Consider the following 17,628-nt stretch of genomic DNA (forward strand, 5'->3'; position numbering starts at 1 on the left):
AAAGCGCCTTCATCAGAAGGCGCTTTTTTTATGCCTGCTCGTTTAGCTTCTCTTCAAACCGCAGTAATCTTCCCGCATTGCCGAGCACCAGCAGCGTGCTGAGATTATGCAACAGCGCAGCGATAACTGCGCCAGAAGCGCCAAGCCAGCCAAAAGCCGCCATCGCGACAATGGCCAGCGTCCAGCCCAGGCCGATAAATACGTTGACCTGCAAAGTCCGTCGGCAACAGCGGCTCAGGCGCACGCAGGTGCCCAGCCGGCGAAGATCGCTGCCGATCAAGACAATATCCGCCGAAGACATCGCGATGTCGGACCCACCGGCCCCCATTGCCACGCCCACCACGCCAGCCTTTAGTGCCAGCGAATCGTTGATACCATCGCCGATAACCATAGGCCGGTAGCCGCTGTCGATTTGCCGTTTTACCTGCGCCAGTTTATCCGCGGGCAGCGCCCCGGCCACTACGTCAGCGATCCCCACCTGGTGCGCAATTTTGTCCGCAACCGACTGGCGATCGCCGGTCAGTAAAAGCTGTCGGTTTAGCCCAAGATCGCGCAGCTCGGCCATCGCCGTTGCCGCCTCACTTCGCAGACTATCAGCCAGCAGCAGCCAGCCAAGAAAACGGCCATCCAGCGCCAGCCCGACAATCGGGCCATCGTGCTCAGGGGCTGCAGGTAAGTCGCTCAGAGTGGAGGCTAACAGCTCACGCCTGCCAAGCACCGCTTCTCCCTGCGGTGTAGAGGCGGAAACGCCTAGCCCCTGATGCTCACGCACATTTTCGAGAGGCAGCCAGGCTTCCCGCGAAACAATCTCGCTTACCGCGCGGCTGACCGGGTGATTGCTGGTCGCGCCCAGGCTGGCCGCCAGGGTTTGCAGCAAAGTGGGATCGGTGTCGCCATAAGGCGCCACGGCCTGCAGGTGTAGCCTGCCGTGCGTTAGCGTGCCGGTCTTGTCGACCACCACGGCGTTGATCTCCGCCAGCTCCTCAAGAAAGGCCGCGCCGCGAATTAAAATGCCGTGGCGGGCGGCCACCGTCAGCCCGGCAATAGATGATGCCGGGGCGGAAAGCACAAGCGCGCAGGGACAGGCTGCCACCAGGACGGCCAGCATCGCCTGGGCATCCTGCGTCAGGAACCAGGTGCTGGCGGCAATCATCAGCACCAAAAGCAAATAACGCGCCGCGTGGCGCTCGAGCAAACGCGTTATCGGCGGGCTTGCCTGTTCCGCGCTTTGCATCAGGGCGATCACGCGCCCCAGCGTCGAGGTCTCTCCGGTACGCGTAACCCGGATGCGCAGCAGACCATCCAGATTTATCGCCCCGCCAAAAACTTCCGCACCCGGCACAACTTCCTGCGGTACGGACTCCCCGGTAATCGGTGCCGTGTCCAGGCTGGCTTTGCCTTCCAGCACCAGGCCGTCGGCAGGAATATGGTCCCCGGCACGCACTTCAACCACATCGCCAGGTTCGAGATCGTGGTTGTCAATATCCTGTAATTCACCGTCCGCGCTTAAGCGCCGCGCCCGGCTGCGCGTGAGTTTGCTCAGCGCGGCAATAGCTTCCTGCGACCCAATCACGCTGCGCTCTTCGAGAATATGCCCGACGATCATGATCAGCGGCAGCAGCGCGGCGGTCAGAAGATCCCCGGTCGCCCAGGCACCCAGCAATGCCAGCGCGATAAGCTGGTCGGTCAATCCGTGCAGGCTGGGGTAGCGCAGGCTATGCAGCGCGTGACGCAGCACCGGAACAGCCACAACAACCGAGGCTGCGCCCAAAAGTAAATCGCCAACGGCAACCTGCTGAGGCGCCAGCCACCGCCAAAGCAGCCCCAGAATCAGCGCCCCGCTGGCCACCAGCGCCAGCATCAACTGGCGGGTAATATGCCGCTGCTCCTGGCGGGTCAGCGCCCCACCGGCTTGTACAGAAGAAGTCATGGTTTCGTCGCCTCTTGTTGCGCTACACCCTGCAGGATCAAATGCGCATCATCCTGCGGCGACACGGTGATTACCGACCCGGCCAGGGACAGGATCCCGGCTATTCGCTGGCGATAAATACGTCCCAGCAAATCAGGATCGTCATGGTTGCTGGCCAGACGGGCAATTGTCGCCGTGTCCGACTGCGCCTTCGCCACGCTCTCCTGCGCTTTTGCCTGGGCAGTTTGCAGCATCTGGTCGGCCTGTTGAACCGCCTTTTGCCGCGTTAATGAGGCATCGCTTTGCGCCGTCGCGATCGCTTTCGAGGCCTGCTGGCTGGCGGTTAAGACCGCATTGAATGCCGCCACGGTCGTCAGCGGTAAAGCAGACTGCACGGTCACCCGCTCAAGAGTAATCCCCGCATCGCTCCCCGACTGCTGAAGCCGCAGCAAATTCTGTTCGATATTCCGCTGCACGTCGCTCCGCAGCTGTTCGCGCTGCTGCGCCACGTTCATATCGTTGCCGGGCATTTCGGGCCGGGCAACCAGAATGGTATCCAGATCGCGGGAAGCACAAACCGCGACCGCCGCGCGCTCGACCAGCCGGTCCAGCAGCGGCAGGACATGCTTGTCCTGTAACACATAAGCGGTTGGCGTTCTGACCCGATAAAATACGCTAATATCCAGTTGCACAACGCCCGCATCACCGGTGAGCAAGAAACCAGAGCCCGAAACAGCATCATTGCCGGGGCCACCGTTGATATCCAGGCTTTGCGCTTCGGACGAGCGCAGCAGCGCGGTCACCCGGTGTTCAATCACCCGATCCGGTCCTGGCACCATCACTACTTCATTTACCGGCGCGGGCCAGGCAAGCAGCAAGCCAGGCTCGGCTACGCGCTGCTCAGCGCCGAAGCGCAGCACCACGGCCCTGCTGCCCGGCGGAATTTGCCGGACATTCGACAGCAACCACGCCCCGGCGGCAAACAGCGTCAGCACAAAGATCGCGATAAACGCCAGCCGAATCGACTGCGTCCACGGCCCACCGGGCTCAAGTTTTTGCCGTTCAGTCATGGTTTTTTATCCGCCGCTTTATCCATTTTCGGCCCGTCAACCAGCAGGCTGAACGGTTTGGCATCGGTACGCAGCACCAGTCGGGTTTGCGCATTCACCATGCCGCTAAGCGCGTCAATCTGGCGCAGCAGGCTATAAAGCTGCGGGGCGCTGGCATAAGCTTTACCGTAAATGGACGCCGTTTGTACCTGGGCCTGGGCTTCGATATCCGCCGCTTTCACTGAGGCCTGAGCTTCGGTGATGCGGGCATCGCGGTCGGCGGCGGAACGAATCTCTGCCGCCGCGCGCTTACCTTCCGCCGTGCGCTCAATCGCAATGGTTTCACGCTCTGCTCGCATACGGTCAACCGTGGCGTTGAGCGTCACGGCCGGCAACGTCAGGCGTTCGGTGCCCATCTGCACCAGCCTGATGCCGTAACTTTGCAGCAGCGGCTGGCTGATTTGCTGCTGAAGATGCGATTCAAACTCCGCCAGCTGAACCTGCTTGCCGTCGGTGTTCACCAGTTGAGAAAGCGTGAAGCCGCTGGCGGTGGTTTCCAGCGCTGAGCCTAAGTAGGTGCGAATTTGCCGGGCCGCTTCATCCGGCTGGTTTTGCACCGCCCGCATAAACCGCTGCACGTGTTCAGGCGTGCTGTCCACTTCCCATACCGCGTAGGACTGAACGATGATCCGCAGGCCATCGCGCGTGCCGACATCCTGCAGCCCGCTGGACGTCGTCCGCAGGCGCAGATCCACCACCGTTGCCGTTTCAAAAGGGGCAGGCAGCCGCCAGGCAAGCCCCGGCTCCAGCAGCACGCGGACGGGTTTGCCGAAACGGGTGATCACCAGTGATTCACCGGATCTCACCTGCACCAGGCTCGCAGCCGCAAGCAGAATAACGACCAAAACAACGGCGGCGGTAATACGCTTCCAGGCGCCTTTTTTACCCCCTTCCGGGGCGGAAGAGTGGCCATGACTGCAGCCGTGGCCGTGGTGGTGATCATGATGTCCATGAGAGTGGGAATGGCTCACCGGGAAAGCTCCTGTGCGGGTTTAGCGGGCGCGTCACGCCGCGCCGCATCGGTAGAAGTAGGGAAATCACGCAGATCGAGCGTGGGCGGCGAACCGGCACCAATTCGCTGGTCAATGACCAATAATGGGCGGCCGCTGAGGGCCTGCTGAAGCTGTTTAAACCAAAGCTCGTCGATAAAGACCTGCCCTGCCTGCTGGTAAGCATTCTTCTGCGCGGCAAAGCGGATGGCCGTTGCCTGAGCTTCGCTTAGCGCTTCGGTAGCATTAACCTGCGCCGTGTTTTCGCGCACTGCAGCATTGGTCGCGGCAATCGCGGCTTTTTCTGCCGCACTTCCCTGCTCTCTCAGAATCAGAGACTGCGCGGCAATCTGCGCGGCCTGTACACCATGAAAAGCGTCGGCCGCCCCAGCAGGCGGATGAATCGCCTCCACGACGGTAGAAAGGATTTCCACGCCGCTGTGCAGGTTATCCAGTTGCTGCTGCACGGCCTGGTTAATCTGCCCGGCCAGGTCGTCACGCCGCTCGCTCAGGACATCATCCAGCGTTAAAGACGAGAACTGATGTACCAACACCTCATTTGCCGTGCTGCGCACCAGATCAGACAGGTTCACTGCCCGGTAGGTTGCCGCCAGCGCGGCGTTATCAGTCAGGCCAATACGCCACATAAAGCGCACGTCGCTGTTAACGATCTGCAGGCTTTGCCGATCCCCGCTCTGGCTGGCGATGATTTGTGCTTTGTCGAAGTTGTGGGTGGCATCCCAAAGCCTGTCGGCGCTGGCGGGCGCGGGGCCTTCGGCATCGGCGCGTTTTACAGGAGGTTGGCTGGCTGGATCTTCCCCGGCAGCCAGCTCATGCACCTGCCCATTTTCGGTCAACTGCACCCGACCAAACGGCCAGGGCAGCCCCAGATGCAGCCCCGGCTCAAGCACTGCCACAGAGCGGCCAAAGCGCTCATACACGCCGCGTTCGGTGGCTGAGATTTGCTGCAGCCCGGTCAACAACCAGCCGCAGATCACCATCAGGGTCACCATCGGGATAAACGCGCGCTTCAGGACGCTGAAGGCCCAGACCTGGCGAAGATCGATGCCAAACCGCTGGTGCAGCTCCTGCTGTAAAAACCCGAGCGGGCGCGGCGGCCAGGTTAGCTGGGCGGCCAGCTGGCTTTTGGGGATAAGCCTGGGCTCTGTCGTGCCGTCTCCGGGGGGTGCGAACAGAGAAAACAGCCCGCGCAGCATAAACTCGACGGCAACCAGCAGTACCAGCGCAGCGGGCAAGTTTATCGCCAGTGCACTGTTGAGCTGTGGCCAGACAAGTCCCGGTAAACTCAGCACCTGTACCGCCATCACCAGGCGCAGCAGCGGCGCTATCGACCCGGCTTCCGGGGAAGCTTCTTTCGATACCGCACTGAGATGCCGTTCGGCCACCAGCAGCACAAAGACGGATCCTGCCAGGCACGCTACAGCTATCCAGCGGTTATTATTGTCCAGCAGCGGAACGTAGCGGCTACTCCAGCCAGAAAACGCAATATAGAACGCCAGCGCGGCAAGCGCCCCGGACCAGATGCCTTCTGCCTTAAACAAAGCTTCAGCCCGGGCAAAATTTAACGGCACCAGGCCCGTAAGCCAGCTTAAAAGAGGATTCCTGGGCGCTTCTTCCTCCTGAACCGAAGGCTCAATCGGTGGGGAAAACTTAAAGCTTCGCCACTGGCAAATACGCTGCGTCGCGTGCAGCGAAACAACCAATAACAAAAGCGCTGCGGCATTGCTGCAGAGTAAAGCGACCCAGCGGGAATCTGGCTCCAGGATACTGACCGTCAGCGCCAGCAGGAGCATCATAAACAGCAAGAAGGTTAAGGCGAACACCGCACGCGCGGCGAGTCGGGCCTGCGCGCCGGCCAGCGAATAGCGAGCGGGCAGCGCCTGAGGCAGCAGTTCAGCTTCGGGTAACCGGGTAGGTGGCATGATGTTTTAAGCGTGAGGTGCGCAAGAGTTACGCAGTATTTTTGGATTGTTATTTTATAACATACCAACACAAAATGCTGGCGAGTAAAGATGTGTCATTTTATGTCAGTGTTATGACAATAAAAAAGCGAACATCAATGTTCGCTTTTTCACATCCAGGTAGCACTTACTGGGAGTCGATATCTTTCAGGTCATCCTGAATCGCCGCCGCGTTCGGGTTCGCCTCTGGCTTAAGCTGGCCGCCGTTAGCCAGGAAGTCATGGCGCTGGAAGTAGGCTTCACGCACGGTGATATAAGGATCGGCTGACTGGCGCAGCAGGCCGTCGGAATCCAGCAACTGGGCGCGCGTTTCGACACCTTCGACCGCCCATTTACCGATGGACATCGGCCAGGTCAGCCAGGAAAGCACCGGATACAGCGTATCGACAAAATCACCGCCGTCTTCGCGCAGCGTGAAGCTGCCATAGCCCGGTAACATCACATAAGGACCGTAGCCTACGTCGTAATGGCCCAGCGTGCTGCCGAAGCGGTGAGGCTCGACGCGCTGAAGTTTAGGGTTAGCCATCCCGGCCACGTCGATGAAGCCCCCCATCCCCAGCAGGGTGTTCAGGAAGAAGCGCGTAAAGTGCACCATCCCCTGGTACGGGTCGCCCTGCACGAAGTAGTTCACCATCGTGGCGGGCTCTTCGAGGTTGCTGGTGAAGTTGCTCAGGCCGTTGCGCGCGGGCACCGGCACATAGTCACGCCACGCTACGGCCACCGGACGTAATACATACGGGTCCAGCACGTTGTAGTTGAAGTTGAACATTGAACGGTTGAACCCTTCGAGCGGGTCCGAACGCCCCTGAGGCTGCTGGCTACCAGAACTGGCACATCCCACTAATACCGTTGTTGCCAGAGCAAGTCCGGTCAGGCGGAAATTCATTAGCGTCTCCCTATTATTGTTTGTCTGCGCTTTCAGTGGTGCCCGGTTCAAGCTGGGCCCTCGCCTGATCGATGCTGCGCTCAATGACGGCGCGGCGCTGGTCGTTTGCCGGTAAAATTTTCAGCATCATGTCCCACGCCCCAATCGCCTCACGGTAGTTCTGGCGCTCAAAAGCATTGAACGCCAGCAGGCTGAGCACGCGAATATTCGTGTGGTCATCTTTTAACATTTCGCGGAGCAGAAGCCCACCAAGCTGGTTATCCTGCGCGTCGGCAGAGCGGGTCAATACTTCAGCATAGCCCAGCTTTGCTTCGCCGTTTGTGGGCGCAAGTTTATAGGCGTGAGCAAAAGCCTGTGTCGCCGTTGTGGCGTTATTCAGCACCATGCCAATGCGCCCAAGCATCATCCAGCCTTCAAGATTATCAGGCTGTTGCTGCAATCGCGTGCGTAATCCTAACCCAAGACGCGCCATCTCTTCCATAGTCAGCGGCGCGGCCTGCGGGTCAAGAACACGTTTTAACAACGCTGGCGTCTCGGCCGTCGCCTGCCGCCAGGCCTGCACCTGCGCCAGCCCGGACGTTTTCAGATAACTGCCAGCGCTGACCGCCAGCAGCAGCACGCCCCCCGGCAAAAAGACCCACAGCGAGATTTTCCCTGAGGTTATCCCGCCGTTCAGCGCCGGATTTTCTTCCGTGAGCGAAATCTTTTGCCGCCTGCGGCTGCGCAAGACAATCACCGCCGCACCACCGACAATAAACAGCCCCGGCAACACCCAGAGGATCACCGTGGCTGGCGTCAGCGGCGGCTCATAGGTCACAAAATGGCCGTAACGCTCCACCATATAGTCCACAATCTGTTGCTTGCTTTTTCCCTCCTGCATCAGCTCGTAAACTTTAAGCTTCATGTCTGAGGCAATCATTGCATTGGAATCCGCAATACTGTTGTTCTGGCATTTCGGGCAGCGCAGCGCCTCGGTTAGCTGACGGAACTGCTGCTCCTGCGCTTCATCTTTAAAAGTGAAGGTATCAATGGCCGCCGCCGCATTTAGGCTAAACAGCATCCCGAGCAAAAAGAACATTGCGCGCATCATGAGCCCGCCTCCTGGCTGTATTTCTCCCAAAGCGGCTTCAGCTCCTGCTGCCAGACGCGATCGTTCAGATCGCCCGCGTGGCGGTAGCGGATGATCCCCTTGCCGTCGATCAGGAAGGTTTCCGGCGCGCCGTACACGCCGAGATCCAGCCCCAGCATGCCGTTGCCGTCAAACAGGCTTAGCCTGTACGGGTTACCGAGATCGCGTAGCCAGGTAATCGCTTTATGGCGATCGTCTTTATAGTTCATGCCGACGACGCGGACGCCCTGCGCGGCAAGCCCGTTAAGAAACTTGTGTTCGGCGCGGCAGGTTGGGCACCAGGTCGCCCAGACATTCAGCAGCAGCGGCTTGCCGTCCGCCAGCACTTCCCGCCCCCACTCTTTACCCGGCTCATCGAGCGATTCCAGACGAAACACCGGCACAGGCTTACCAATCAGCGCCGACTCCAGATCCGTGGGCGCTTCGCCCTGGGCATTGCGCGCCAGCTGCCAGAGCAGCAGCGAGGCCAGCAGCAGAAACAGCGCCAGCGGAATAAAAAGATAGCGGCGCTTCATGCTGCGGCCTCCGGCTTAACTTTACGGCTGCGATAACGCGGGTCACACAGGCAGCAAAGCCCGCCGAGGGCCATCAGCAGCCCGCCCGCCCAAATCCAGCGCACGAAAGGTTTGTAATACAGGCGTACCGCCCAGCTGCCATCGTCCAGCTCTTCGCCCAGCGCGGCATAAAGGTCACGGGTGAAACCGCCGTCGATGGCCGCCTCGGTCATCATCGCCCGGTTGCTGTTATAGAAACGCTTTTCGGCGTGCAGCGTGGCTTCCGGCTTGCCGTGGCGGGTGACGTCAATCACGCCCACACCGCCGCGGTAGTTAGGGCCGGTGATGTCCCGCACTTCCCGGAACACAAAGTGGTACTGATGAATATCAATGCTGTCGCCGGACTTCATGCGCACATCGCGCTCGACGCTGTAGCTCTGGCTAAAGGCGATGCCAACCACCGTCACCGCCAGGCCCAAATGCGCGGAAACCATCCCCCAGTGGCTGGCAGGAATTTTGCGTAACCCACCCCAGAAGCCGTGGCGATGCGTGGCGCGCTGATAAACCTCCATCAACGCCAGCACAAAGACCCAGATGGTCATCAGCAGGCCGACCACCGTCATCGCCTCTACGCGATCCTGCATCAGCCACGGTAAAAGCAGCGACAGCATCAGCGTGATAACCACCGCCGCCAGCAGATGCTTGCGCAGCTTGCCCGGCTCGTCGCGCCGCCAGCGAACCAGCGGCCCAATGCCAAGCATCAGCGCAAACGGGGCCATCAACGCAGTAAACATCGTATTGAAGAACGGCTCCCCGATGGAAATGCTGCCGAGGCCAAGCTGCTTATGCACCAGCGGCAGCAGCGTGCCCAGCAGAACCACCAGCATGGCGGCAATCAGCAGGACGTTGTTGCCGAGCAGGAAAGACTCGCGCGACCAGAGATCGTTGCTCACGCGGGAGCGGACTTTGCTGCCTTTGACCGCATACAGCAGCAGCGAACCACCGATAACGACCACCAGGAAAGCCAGAATAAACATGCCGCGCGCCGGATCGGACGCAAAGGAATGCACCGACACCAGCACGCCGGAGCGAACCAGGAACGTCCCCAGCAGGCAAAGCGAGAAGGCGCTTATCGCCAGCAGCACCGTCCAGGCTTTAAAGCTGCCGCGTTTTTCGGTAACGGAAAGCGAGTGGATAAGCGCCGTGCCCGCCAGCCACGGCATAAACGAGGCGTTTTCTACCGGGTCCCAGAACCACCAGCCGCCCCAGCCCAGTTCGTAATAAGCCCACGCCGAACCCAGCACAATCCCCACGGTCAGGAAAGCCCATGCCGCCAGCGTCCACGGGCGAGTCCAGCGCGCCCAGGCGCTGTCCAGCCTGCCGCCCAGCAGCGCCGCAATCGAGAAAGCAAACGCCACAGAAAAACCTACATACCCCATATACAGCAGCGGCGGGTGCAGAATCAGGCCGATGTCCTGTAGCAGCGGGTTTAAATCTCGCCCTTCCAGCGGGTAGTCCGGCAGCGTGCGGATAAAAGGATTGGAGGTGAAAATAATAAACAGCAGGAAGCCGAAGTTAATCATCCCCATGACAGCCAGCACGCGGGCGTGATCTTCTTTAGGCATGCTGCGCCCGGTGAGAGCAACGGCAAACGTCCAGCCGCTCATCATCAGCACCCACAGCATCAATGACCCTTCGTGCGCCCCCCAGGTGGCCGCCACGCGATACCAGACCGGCAGCTCGGTATTCGAGTTGTTGGCGACGTAAAGCACGCTGAAGTCGTTCACCACGAAGGCGTTAACCAGTATCAGGAATGATGCGCAAAGGGTGATAAACAGCGCCCAGCTAAACGGCCGCGCGGAGGCCATCAGCCGCTGGTCACCGCGCGCCACGCCCCAGAGTGGATAAACGCTTAATAGCAAAGACCAGCCGAGCGCCAGGCTTAGCAGAAACCCACCAATTTCCGGCATCATGAGGCGTTATCCTTATACACTTCCGGGGCCTGCTGGTGATTTTGCTCCATCGCCGCTTTCACCTCCGGCGGCGTGTAGTTTTCATCATGTTTCGCCAGCACTTCTTTAGCGTGGATAAGCGTGGCACCTTCCATCACGCCCTGGGCCACCACGCCCTGCCCCTCGCGGAACAGATCCGGCAGAATGCCCTCGTAGGTCACGTCCACCACGCCACGCGCGTCATACAGCTTGAAGCTGACCTTCAGGCTTTGGCTGTCGCGCTTCACGCTGCCCGGCATCACCATGCCGCCGATCCTCAGGCGCTGCCCGGTTTCCGGCATTAAATGACTTTCGCCTTTGCCGTAGATAATTTCGCCGGGGGTATAAAACAGGTCGATATTGCTGCGCAGGGCGTACAGCACGAGCGTTATTGTCAGCCCAAGACCGGCCAGCACCGCCACGGCCAGATAAAGCCGGTTTTTACGACGCGGATTCACTTAAACTTCCTCCTGGCGCTGACGAGCGACACGAATACGCTGCTCTCTGGCCTGCTGGCGCGCCACCGCCCGCAGAATGGCGCGGTGCTGGTAGCGGGTATGAAAAATCAGCCCAAGCAGCGGCAGAAGCGTAAAAGCCACCGCCAGCCAGACGTAAAAGGCGTAGCCGCCCATGGCGAAAAACTCGCCCCAGTGTGTGAACGCCCACGTCATGATTTTGCTCCTTTGCCGTTAGCAAGCGCTAACACCCACGGACGGCGGCTTTCCTGTAACAGCAGCAGGTTACGAAGGCGCATCAGGGTGAGCGTGATAAACAGCGCGAGGAAGCCGAAGATAGTCCAGCGCAGCGGCGTACGCATGGAAGGGTCGATGGACTGCTGCATATTGGTCGAGCCCTGATGCAGCGTGTTCCACCACTCCACCGAGAAGTGAATAATCGGCAGGTTCACCACGCCGACCAGCACCAGAATCCCGGCGGCACGGCCCGCAAGACGGCGATCGTCAAACGCGCTGTACAGCGCGATGGCCCCCACGTAGAGGAACAGCAGCACCAGTTCGGAGGTCAGCCTCGCGTCCCAAATCCACCATGTGCCCCACATTGGCTTCCCCCAGGCGGAGCCGGTGACCAGGGCGATAAAGGTAAATGCCGCCCCGATGGGGGCCATCGCCATCACCGCCAGATCGGCGGTTTTTATCTGCCACACCAGGCCAATAAAGGCGGCAATCGCCATGCTGGCGTAAATGCCCATCGACCACATCGCCGCCGGGACGTGAAGGTACATGATCCGGTAGCTTTGCCCCTGTTGGTAGTCCGCCGGGGCAATACCAAAGCCCCAGACGCAACCGACCACCAGCAGCACCGCGCTGAGGATAGCCAGCCAGGGCAGCAGGCGGCCACAAAAGTGGTAAAGCCGCTCGGGTTTAGCCAACTGATGTAATGTTTTCCACATAGGTTTTGCTCACAAAACAAAAAATAAAGTTATGCAACGCTTACCCGCAGCGCCGCTGCCGTAGCGAACGGGCTTAGCGTGGCGCTGCCGGCCAGCAGCGCGCCAAGAATTGCCATATAGCCCTCCACCGGCAGATGCATCGAGGCGGCATCCATCGCGGCGGTGGCAAAAATTAAAAGCGGGATAGTCAGCGGCAACACCAGCAGGCTGAGCAGCACCCCGCCCCGCTTCAGACCAACCGTTAACCCCACGCCGGGCGCGCCGAGAAAGCTCAGCGTCGGCGTCCCCAGCAGCAACGTGGTGGCCATCACCTGCCAGCCATAAAAATCCAGCCCGAGCAGCAGGGCCGCCAGCGGTGAAAGCAATAACAACGGCAGCCCGGTCACCACCCAGTGAGCGGTCACTTTCGCCAGTACCACCAGCGGCAAAGGCACCGGCAGCAGCATCAGCTGTTCCAGCGAGCCGTCCTGAAAGTCATCCCGGAACAGCTTGTCCATCGCCATTAAAGAGGCCAGCAGAGCCGCCACCCAGATAACCCCCGGCGCAATGCGCACCAGGAGCTGCGGCTCCGGGCCAATGCCGAGCGGAAACAGGGTTATCACAATCAGGAAGAACCACAGCGGGTTGGCGATTTCAGCCCCGCGACGAAACACGACCTGCAGTTCGCGCCAGAAAATGCGCCTAATCATAAACAGCTTCCTGCAAATGAATCTGCCGTATAGCGCAACTTAGTGGCTGATGGCTGGTGAGAATTACTATCCCGCCAGCTTCGGCGTGCTGCTGCAGGCGCCGGGTCAAGCGCTCAATGCCGGCGGCGTCCAGGGCGGTAAACGGTTCATCCAGAAGCCAAAGCTTTGCCGTGGAAAGCCACAGACGAGCGAGCGCGGCGCGGCGCTGCTGCCCGGCGGAAAGCTGGTTGACGGATAAATCTTCGAAGCCGAGCAGCCCGGTTTGCTCGAGCGCAGCCCACAGCTGTTCTTCGGCTACATCGGCATGAAAAAAGGTGAGATTTTCAAAAGGGGTGAGAACGGATTTGATCCCCGGCTGGTGGCCAATCCACAACAGGTCACCGTGGAAATTATCGCGTTGGCGGCGAAGTGGCTGATTTTGCCAGAAGACTTCGCCCTCATCGGCCTGCGCCAGTCCGGCCAGAATACGTAAAAGCGTGGTTTTCCCCGCGCCGTTTTTGCCCGCCACCTGCACCATTTCTCCCGGCTCAACGCTAAACGACAGCGCGTTGAACAGCGTGCGATCGTCACGCTGGCAGGTCAGTTGTCGGGCTTCTAGCATCAGGAGGCGCTCCTTGTCTCGGGTGACGCTAAGCATATCATATCGCCCTGTTTTCTTCAGGTTACCCCCGACGCCTTCGGCTACTCCATTAGGGTTAATTGGCTTATTCAGATCAAATCTTGGGCGATTATTCCCATTCGTCAAAAACGTGGGATAAAAACCGCTACGCTTAAGTGAACATTTTCCGACCTGGAACCGCCCTGATGGACAAGATCGAGCCCGATGAAATAGCTAAGAACGATGAGCTGGCAGTGGACAGCGATGAGAAATTGAGCGGCAAGAGAATAGAAGTGGACGAGGATCGCCTGCCCTCCGGCGCGATGGCGATTCACGAGCACATTCGCCAGGACGGGCAAAAAGAGCTGGAGCGCGACGGCATGGCGCTGTTCTGGTCTGCCGTGGCGGCGGGTTTGTCGATGGGCGCCTCGCTGCTGGCGAAAGGGATTTTTCACGTTAACCTGGTCGGCGTGCCCGGCAATTTTCTGCTGGAAAATCTTGGCTACACCTTTGGTTTTATCATCGTCATTATGGCGCGCCAGCAGCTGTTTACTGAAAACACCGTCACCGCCGTGCTGCCGGTGATGCAGCACCCGACCACCAGCAATTTGGGGCTGCTGATGCGGCTGTGGGGCATTGTGCTGTTCGGGAATATCGTCGGCACCGCGATGGCGGCGCTGGCCTTTGAATTTATGCCGATATTCGACGAAGCCACTCGCAAAGCCTTCGACGATATCGGCATGAAGGTGATGGCAAACCCGCCCGGTGAGATGTTCGCCAATGCCATTATCTCCGGCTGGATCATCGCCACCATGGTGTGGATGTTCCCTGCCGCGGGTTCGGCAAAAATCTTTGTTATCGTGCTGATGACGTGGCTGGTTGCGCTGGGTGATTTAACCCATATCGTGGTCGGCTCGGTCGAAATTCTCTATCTGGTGTTCAACGGCACGCTGCACTGGAGCGAGTTCTTATGGCCGTTTGCCCTGCCCACCTTAGCCGGAAATATTTGTGGCGGAACGTTCATCTTCGCGCTGATCAGCCACGCGCAGATCCGAAACGATATGAGCAATAAGAAGAAGGCCGAGGCGAAGCGGAAGCAAGAAGAAATGAGCCGACATTCAGCGAAGAGCGGAAAATGTGACGGGTAAATTGTTCATCTTCCAGGCAAACGGACCGCCAACCTCTTAACCTGCCTCGAAAAGCGGGTATACTACGCCCGCCGCGTTCCCTTAGTTAAATGGATATAACGAGCCCCTCCTAAGGGCTAGTTGCAGGTTCGATTCCTGCAGGGAACGCCATTAGATTTCACCTTTCTGCTCTGCCTTTCTTTCAGACTCGTCATTAAAAATACCTTCTGCTATCAATGCAGTGAGCTTTGCATATCCACAGCATGGAATCACCGGAAGCATTAAGGATATAATCCCCTCAACGATCCCTCAGCCGTCGAAAAGAACATGACAAAACTTACGTTACAAGAGCAGATGCTCAAAGCAGGCCTGGTTAGCAGCAAAAAAGTGGCCAAAGTGCAGCGCACCGCGAAGAAATCACGCGTGCAGGCTCGTGAAGCTCGGGAAGCCGTGGAAGCCAACAAACAGGCTCAGGTTGAGCGCGATAAAGAACTCAGCGAACAGCAAAAGCAGGCCACTTTAGCCAAAGAATATAAAGCGCAGATCAAGCAGCTGATCGAAATGAACCGCATTGTTATTTCTAAGGGCGATATCGGCTATAACTTCACGGACAATAACTTAATTAAAAAAGTGTACGTCGATAAAGTGACCCAGACTCAGTTGATCAAAGGCCGCCTGGCCATTGCCCGCCTGATTTCAGATAAAAACCCTGAAGGTGAATACGCCATTATTCCCGCAGTCGTTGCCGATAAAATTAAACAGCGCGATGCCAGTTTTATTGTGCTGAGCAGCGACCTGGCGCCAGAAGACAAAGACGAAGACGATCCGTATGCGGACTTCGTGGTGCCTGATGATTTGATGTGGTAACGATTCATTGCGTTAAGGCGGCCAGATATTACTGAGCCGCCTGAGTTCTGGCATCGGTTCGCCCATTTTTATTAGAATCAGAAATATTCTGTTTCGTGGCTAGTCATCCATAACTGTGTTGCACCGTGATAATCATCTTTAACGGAGGATATCATCGAGCATTTGTCTGCATTACCATCATCGGTATAAGTACAGCTTTGCTTCACCCTGACGGTGAAGTACTGACTTTTTGATACTAGCTCAGAGTCCATGAATTGCGCGCTTCCTGATGGATAAAAAAAACGATCGTCTCTTGGTTCATTGTAATCTCTTATACGCTCAGGGAATTGGCTATTGCGATACTCATATAGCGTTGCAACTTTGCCCGTATCTTTGTCCACCATTTTTTCAAGCAGACCGTGCACATTATAAGTGAGAGTATATTTTCCCTGATCATTCTCAAGCTCAGTTATTTCGCAGCGCTTATTAACCTTTCCAGTAATACTCTGACCTTCAAAAGAGCTTAGTACTCCATCTTTATTGACTACATGGAAAATTCGACCATTGACCATATCAACCATATTGATATTAGTGAAACACCCGCTGCGATCGTACTTAACCTCCGTCATCACCAGAAGTTTTCCTTGCTCATCTCTAATCGACTGAACACTATGCTTTACGTGACCGGTAGTTGGATTATGATCAAACAAAAGAGCAGCATTTAAAACAGCCGGTTTGAATTGAGTCAATGCATCGACATTAAATGACACTGCCAAAACTGATAAGATAAATAACGTTCTTGCCTTCATTGGTCATTCCTTTTTTAGTAGTATTGCCCCCTGGGTGACAGGGTTATTATTTAATTTCCGAAAAGCTACTGTGCGCGAAGCAGTAATTTAAAAAAGTTATAAACCTATCATTGCTGTATAAACGATTGTGCCTATACAGTGACCTTATTCTTTACGTCTAATCATGAATATGAATAAACCACTTAATCTGCGGCCAGAGTCACATCAGCAGACCAGGCTGAGTTGCAGCATCCGTGAGAAGAGAATGCTGCTGTCAGATATGAAATGCTGGAAATGACGCTAAACTACCGCACCACCTTCACATCGCTATAGATAAACCGCTTCGCCTCACCCTTCTCCTGATAACCAAAGCGAATAAACATGCGCAGGTCTTCAAAATAGGCATAGTCACCGCTGGCTTCTTTGCCGTCGCCGAGATCCTGTTTACAGATTAACTCCAGGTAGCGGCCAGGGAAATTAGGATGAATATCGGCAGCATTTTGCCATTCTTTACCGGCCACGCAGGTCTGGCTTAGCGTTTGCTCTGTATCAGGCTTATCCTGGTTGTAAACCTGGCTGCGTGAGGAATAAGTTTTGCCCGGTTTCACCGGGAGCATGAAATTGCTCTCCAGATTTTTGCTAACCCACGGTGCTTCGGACATGGCTTCCCACTTTTTCACATCCACCATGTTAAACAAGCGCTGATACTGGGAATAGAAATCGGCATTGCCGAGGCTAATCTTCGTCACGGTGAGCGTCGTGCCGTCCGGCTGAGCATCGACTTTTGCCCTAAGCGTAAGGCCGTCTCCTTCCTGGCTTACCTGAGTAAAACTTATCGAGCGAAAAGCCGGTTTTTGCTGCGGATCGGTAAAGATTTTATCAATAGCATTTGTCACCTGCGCCGGAAGGGCAAACCGCTGCAATGCCGCCGGGGTGTTATTGTCTAAATCCGGCTTAGCGGGCGTGGTATCGGCCGCCTCTTTGTCACGACGGACAAGCGCGCCCGTGCCTTTGTAGCTCGACAGATTGCTGACGCCACAAAGTGTTTTTGCAACGCTTGCCGTTTCCGGCGAGAGGACTTTATTTTCCCCAGCTGAGGTGTCCGTTGCCATTCCCTGGTTATCCAGCGAGAAAGTACGGGTTGCGATGCCCTCCGCTTTTACGCAGTTGAAGACCACATCCTCGATTTTTACCGAGTAAGGCGCACCGTATTTTTCTTCGTGATAGATTTTGTCGAAGTCTGTCGCCAGCCGGGCTTTCAGTATTGCCCCTTCACGCTGGCTGTTAGAGACATCAACAAACCGCTTTTCACCGTTCTGACTCGCGGAAGGGACACCGGCCCACTTCGCTTCCGGCACATTCTGCTTACAGAGATCCAGCCCTGGCGTGGTCATAAACGGACTGTCCGCATCCGGCTCGAATGCCGTCCCCGGCGTATAGCGGTTGATGGAGTTGACCGCGTAGACGCGCAAACTTTTATTCGCCTGCGCATTAATAAACAGCAGCGTTTTATCATCGGTCCGGCAGTCGGTGTATATCCAGACTTCGCTGCTCAGCCCTGCCATAGTCGTCACGCGATAAGCCGTATTGATCCCAGGCCCTAAGCGTACGGTCGTACCGGGCACTACTTCGATGCTTTTAACAGGCGCTGGTTCGGGCAAGTTTATGGCGAGAGCTGGTGCG

General features: G+C 57.4%; 17 protein-coding genes and 1 tRNA gene. 3 read left to right on the forward strand and 15 right to left on the reverse strand.

The genetic code is table 11. The features are described from left to right. Positions 1–28 precede the first annotated feature (28 nt). The 13 genes from AAIE02_RS11690 to ccmA form a co-directional block, all read right to left on the reverse strand. Positions 29–1,930, reverse strand: a complete 1,902-nt coding sequence (locus tag AAIE02_RS11690) for a heavy metal translocating P-type ATPase (protein WP_498532570.1) — start codon at positions 1,928–1,930, stop codon at positions 29–31. Continuing rightward, positions 1,927–2,979: a protease modulator HflK gene (gene hflK, locus AAIE02_RS11695; RefSeq protein WP_498532571.1), complete on the reverse strand. Its 1,053-nt coding sequence runs from the start codon at positions 2,977–2,979 to the stop codon at positions 1,927–1,929. Before hflK (AAIE02_RS11695) ends, AAIE02_RS11690 begins: the two co-directional genes overlap by 4 nt. Beyond that, positions 2,976–3,989: a protease modulator HflC gene (hflC, locus tag AAIE02_RS11700; protein WP_336983423.1), complete on the reverse strand. Its 1,014-nt coding sequence runs from the start codon at positions 3,987–3,989 to the stop codon at positions 2,976–2,978. The genes hflK (AAIE02_RS11695) and hflC overlap by 4 nt, the downstream gene beginning before the upstream one ends. Then, on the reverse strand, positions 3,986–5,950 hold the full coding sequence (gene hflK, locus AAIE02_RS11705; RefSeq protein WP_498532572.1) for a protease modulator HflK: 1,965 nt from the start codon (positions 5,948–5,950) through the stop codon (positions 3,986–3,988). Before hflK (AAIE02_RS11705) ends, hflC begins: the two co-directional genes overlap by 4 nt. Before the next feature lie 166 nt (positions 5,951–6,116). Next, positions 6,117–6,875, reverse strand: coding sequence for a phospholipid-binding lipoprotein MlaA (gene mlaA, locus AAIE02_RS11710; protein ID WP_008459669.1), 759 nt, complete (start codon positions 6,873–6,875; stop codon positions 6,117–6,119). Positions 6,876–6,888: 13 nt separating this feature from the next. Beyond that, on the reverse strand, positions 6,889–7,953 hold the full coding sequence (locus AAIE02_RS11715) for a cytochrome c-type biogenesis protein CcmH (RefSeq protein WP_336983452.1): 1,065 nt from the start codon (positions 7,951–7,953) through the stop codon (positions 6,889–6,891). A gap of 8 nt (positions 7,954–7,961) precedes the next feature. Next, a complete protein-coding gene (locus AAIE02_RS11720) occupies positions 7,962–8,519 on the reverse strand; it encodes a DsbE family thiol:disulfide interchange protein (protein ID WP_166872115.1) in 558 nt (185 codons plus the stop codon). After that, on the reverse strand, positions 8,516–10,471 hold the full coding sequence (locus AAIE02_RS11725) for a heme lyase CcmF/NrfE family subunit (RefSeq protein WP_498532573.1): 1,956 nt from the start codon (positions 10,469–10,471) through the stop codon (positions 8,516–8,518). The genes AAIE02_RS11720 and AAIE02_RS11725 overlap by 4 nt, the downstream gene beginning before the upstream one ends. Continuing rightward, positions 10,468–10,947 (reverse strand): cytochrome c maturation protein CcmE, encoded by a 480-nt coding sequence (ccmE, locus tag AAIE02_RS11730; protein WP_008459665.1) that lies wholly within the window; start codon positions 10,945–10,947, stop codon positions 10,468–10,470. Before ccmE ends, AAIE02_RS11725 begins: the two co-directional genes overlap by 4 nt. Next, positions 10,948–11,160, reverse strand: coding sequence for a heme exporter protein CcmD (gene ccmD, locus AAIE02_RS11735; protein ID WP_008459664.1), 213 nt, complete (start codon positions 11,158–11,160; stop codon positions 10,948–10,950). It lies immediately after the preceding gene. Beyond that, entirely contained in the window at positions 11,157–11,897 is a 741-nt protein-coding gene (locus AAIE02_RS11740; protein ID WP_008459663.1) for a heme ABC transporter permease, read from the reverse strand. The genes ccmD and AAIE02_RS11740 overlap by 4 nt, the downstream gene beginning before the upstream one ends. A gap of 29 nt (positions 11,898–11,926) precedes the next feature. Further along, complete coding sequence (gene ccmB / locus AAIE02_RS11745; protein ID WP_336983426.1) at positions 11,927–12,586, reverse strand: heme exporter protein CcmB; 660 nt, start codon at positions 12,584–12,586, stop codon at positions 11,927–11,929. Further along, complete coding sequence (gene ccmA / locus AAIE02_RS11750; RefSeq protein WP_336819278.1) at positions 12,579–13,187, reverse strand: cytochrome c biogenesis heme-transporting ATPase CcmA; 609 nt, start codon at positions 13,185–13,187, stop codon at positions 12,579–12,581. Before ccmA ends, ccmB begins: the two co-directional genes overlap by 8 nt. Positions 13,188–13,390: 203 nt before the next feature. On the opposite strand from ccmA, the gene AAIE02_RS11755 reads away from it, so the two are divergent. The 3 genes from AAIE02_RS11755 to AAIE02_RS11765 all read left to right on the forward strand — a co-directional run bounded on the left by AAIE02_RS11755 (position 13,391) and on the right by AAIE02_RS11765 (position 15,178). Beyond that, entirely contained in the window at positions 13,391–14,332 is a 942-nt protein-coding gene (locus AAIE02_RS11755) for a formate/nitrite transporter family protein (RefSeq protein ID WP_498532574.1), read from the forward strand. A 75-nt stretch (positions 14,333–14,407) separates the two neighbouring features. Then, positions 14,408–14,482, forward strand: a tRNA-Arg gene (locus AAIE02_RS11760). A 156-nt stretch (positions 14,483–14,638) separates the two neighbouring features. Continuing rightward, on the forward strand, positions 14,639–15,178 hold the full coding sequence (locus AAIE02_RS11765) for a DUF2058 domain-containing protein (RefSeq protein WP_336983430.1): 540 nt from the start codon (positions 14,639–14,641) through the stop codon (positions 15,176–15,178). 77 nt (positions 15,179–15,255) lie between these two features. On the opposite strand, the gene AAIE02_RS11770 is transcribed toward AAIE02_RS11765, so the two are convergent. Both AAIE02_RS11770 and AAIE02_RS11775 read right to left on the reverse strand, forming a co-directional pair. Beyond that, the gene (locus AAIE02_RS11770) at positions 15,256–15,966 is read right to left on the reverse strand and encodes a YnfC family lipoprotein (RefSeq protein ID WP_336983431.1); all 711 of its coding nucleotides are present in this window, start codon (positions 15,964–15,966) and stop codon (positions 15,256–15,258) included. Between the two features lie 284 nt (positions 15,967–16,250). Then, complete coding sequence (locus tag AAIE02_RS11775; RefSeq protein WP_336983432.1) at positions 16,251–17,519, reverse strand: hypothetical protein; 1,269 nt, start codon at positions 17,517–17,519, stop codon at positions 16,251–16,253. Positions 17,520–17,628 lie beyond the last annotated feature (109 nt).

The sequence above is a fragment of the Cedecea sp. Ae19-4 genome, from assembly GCF_059801165.1.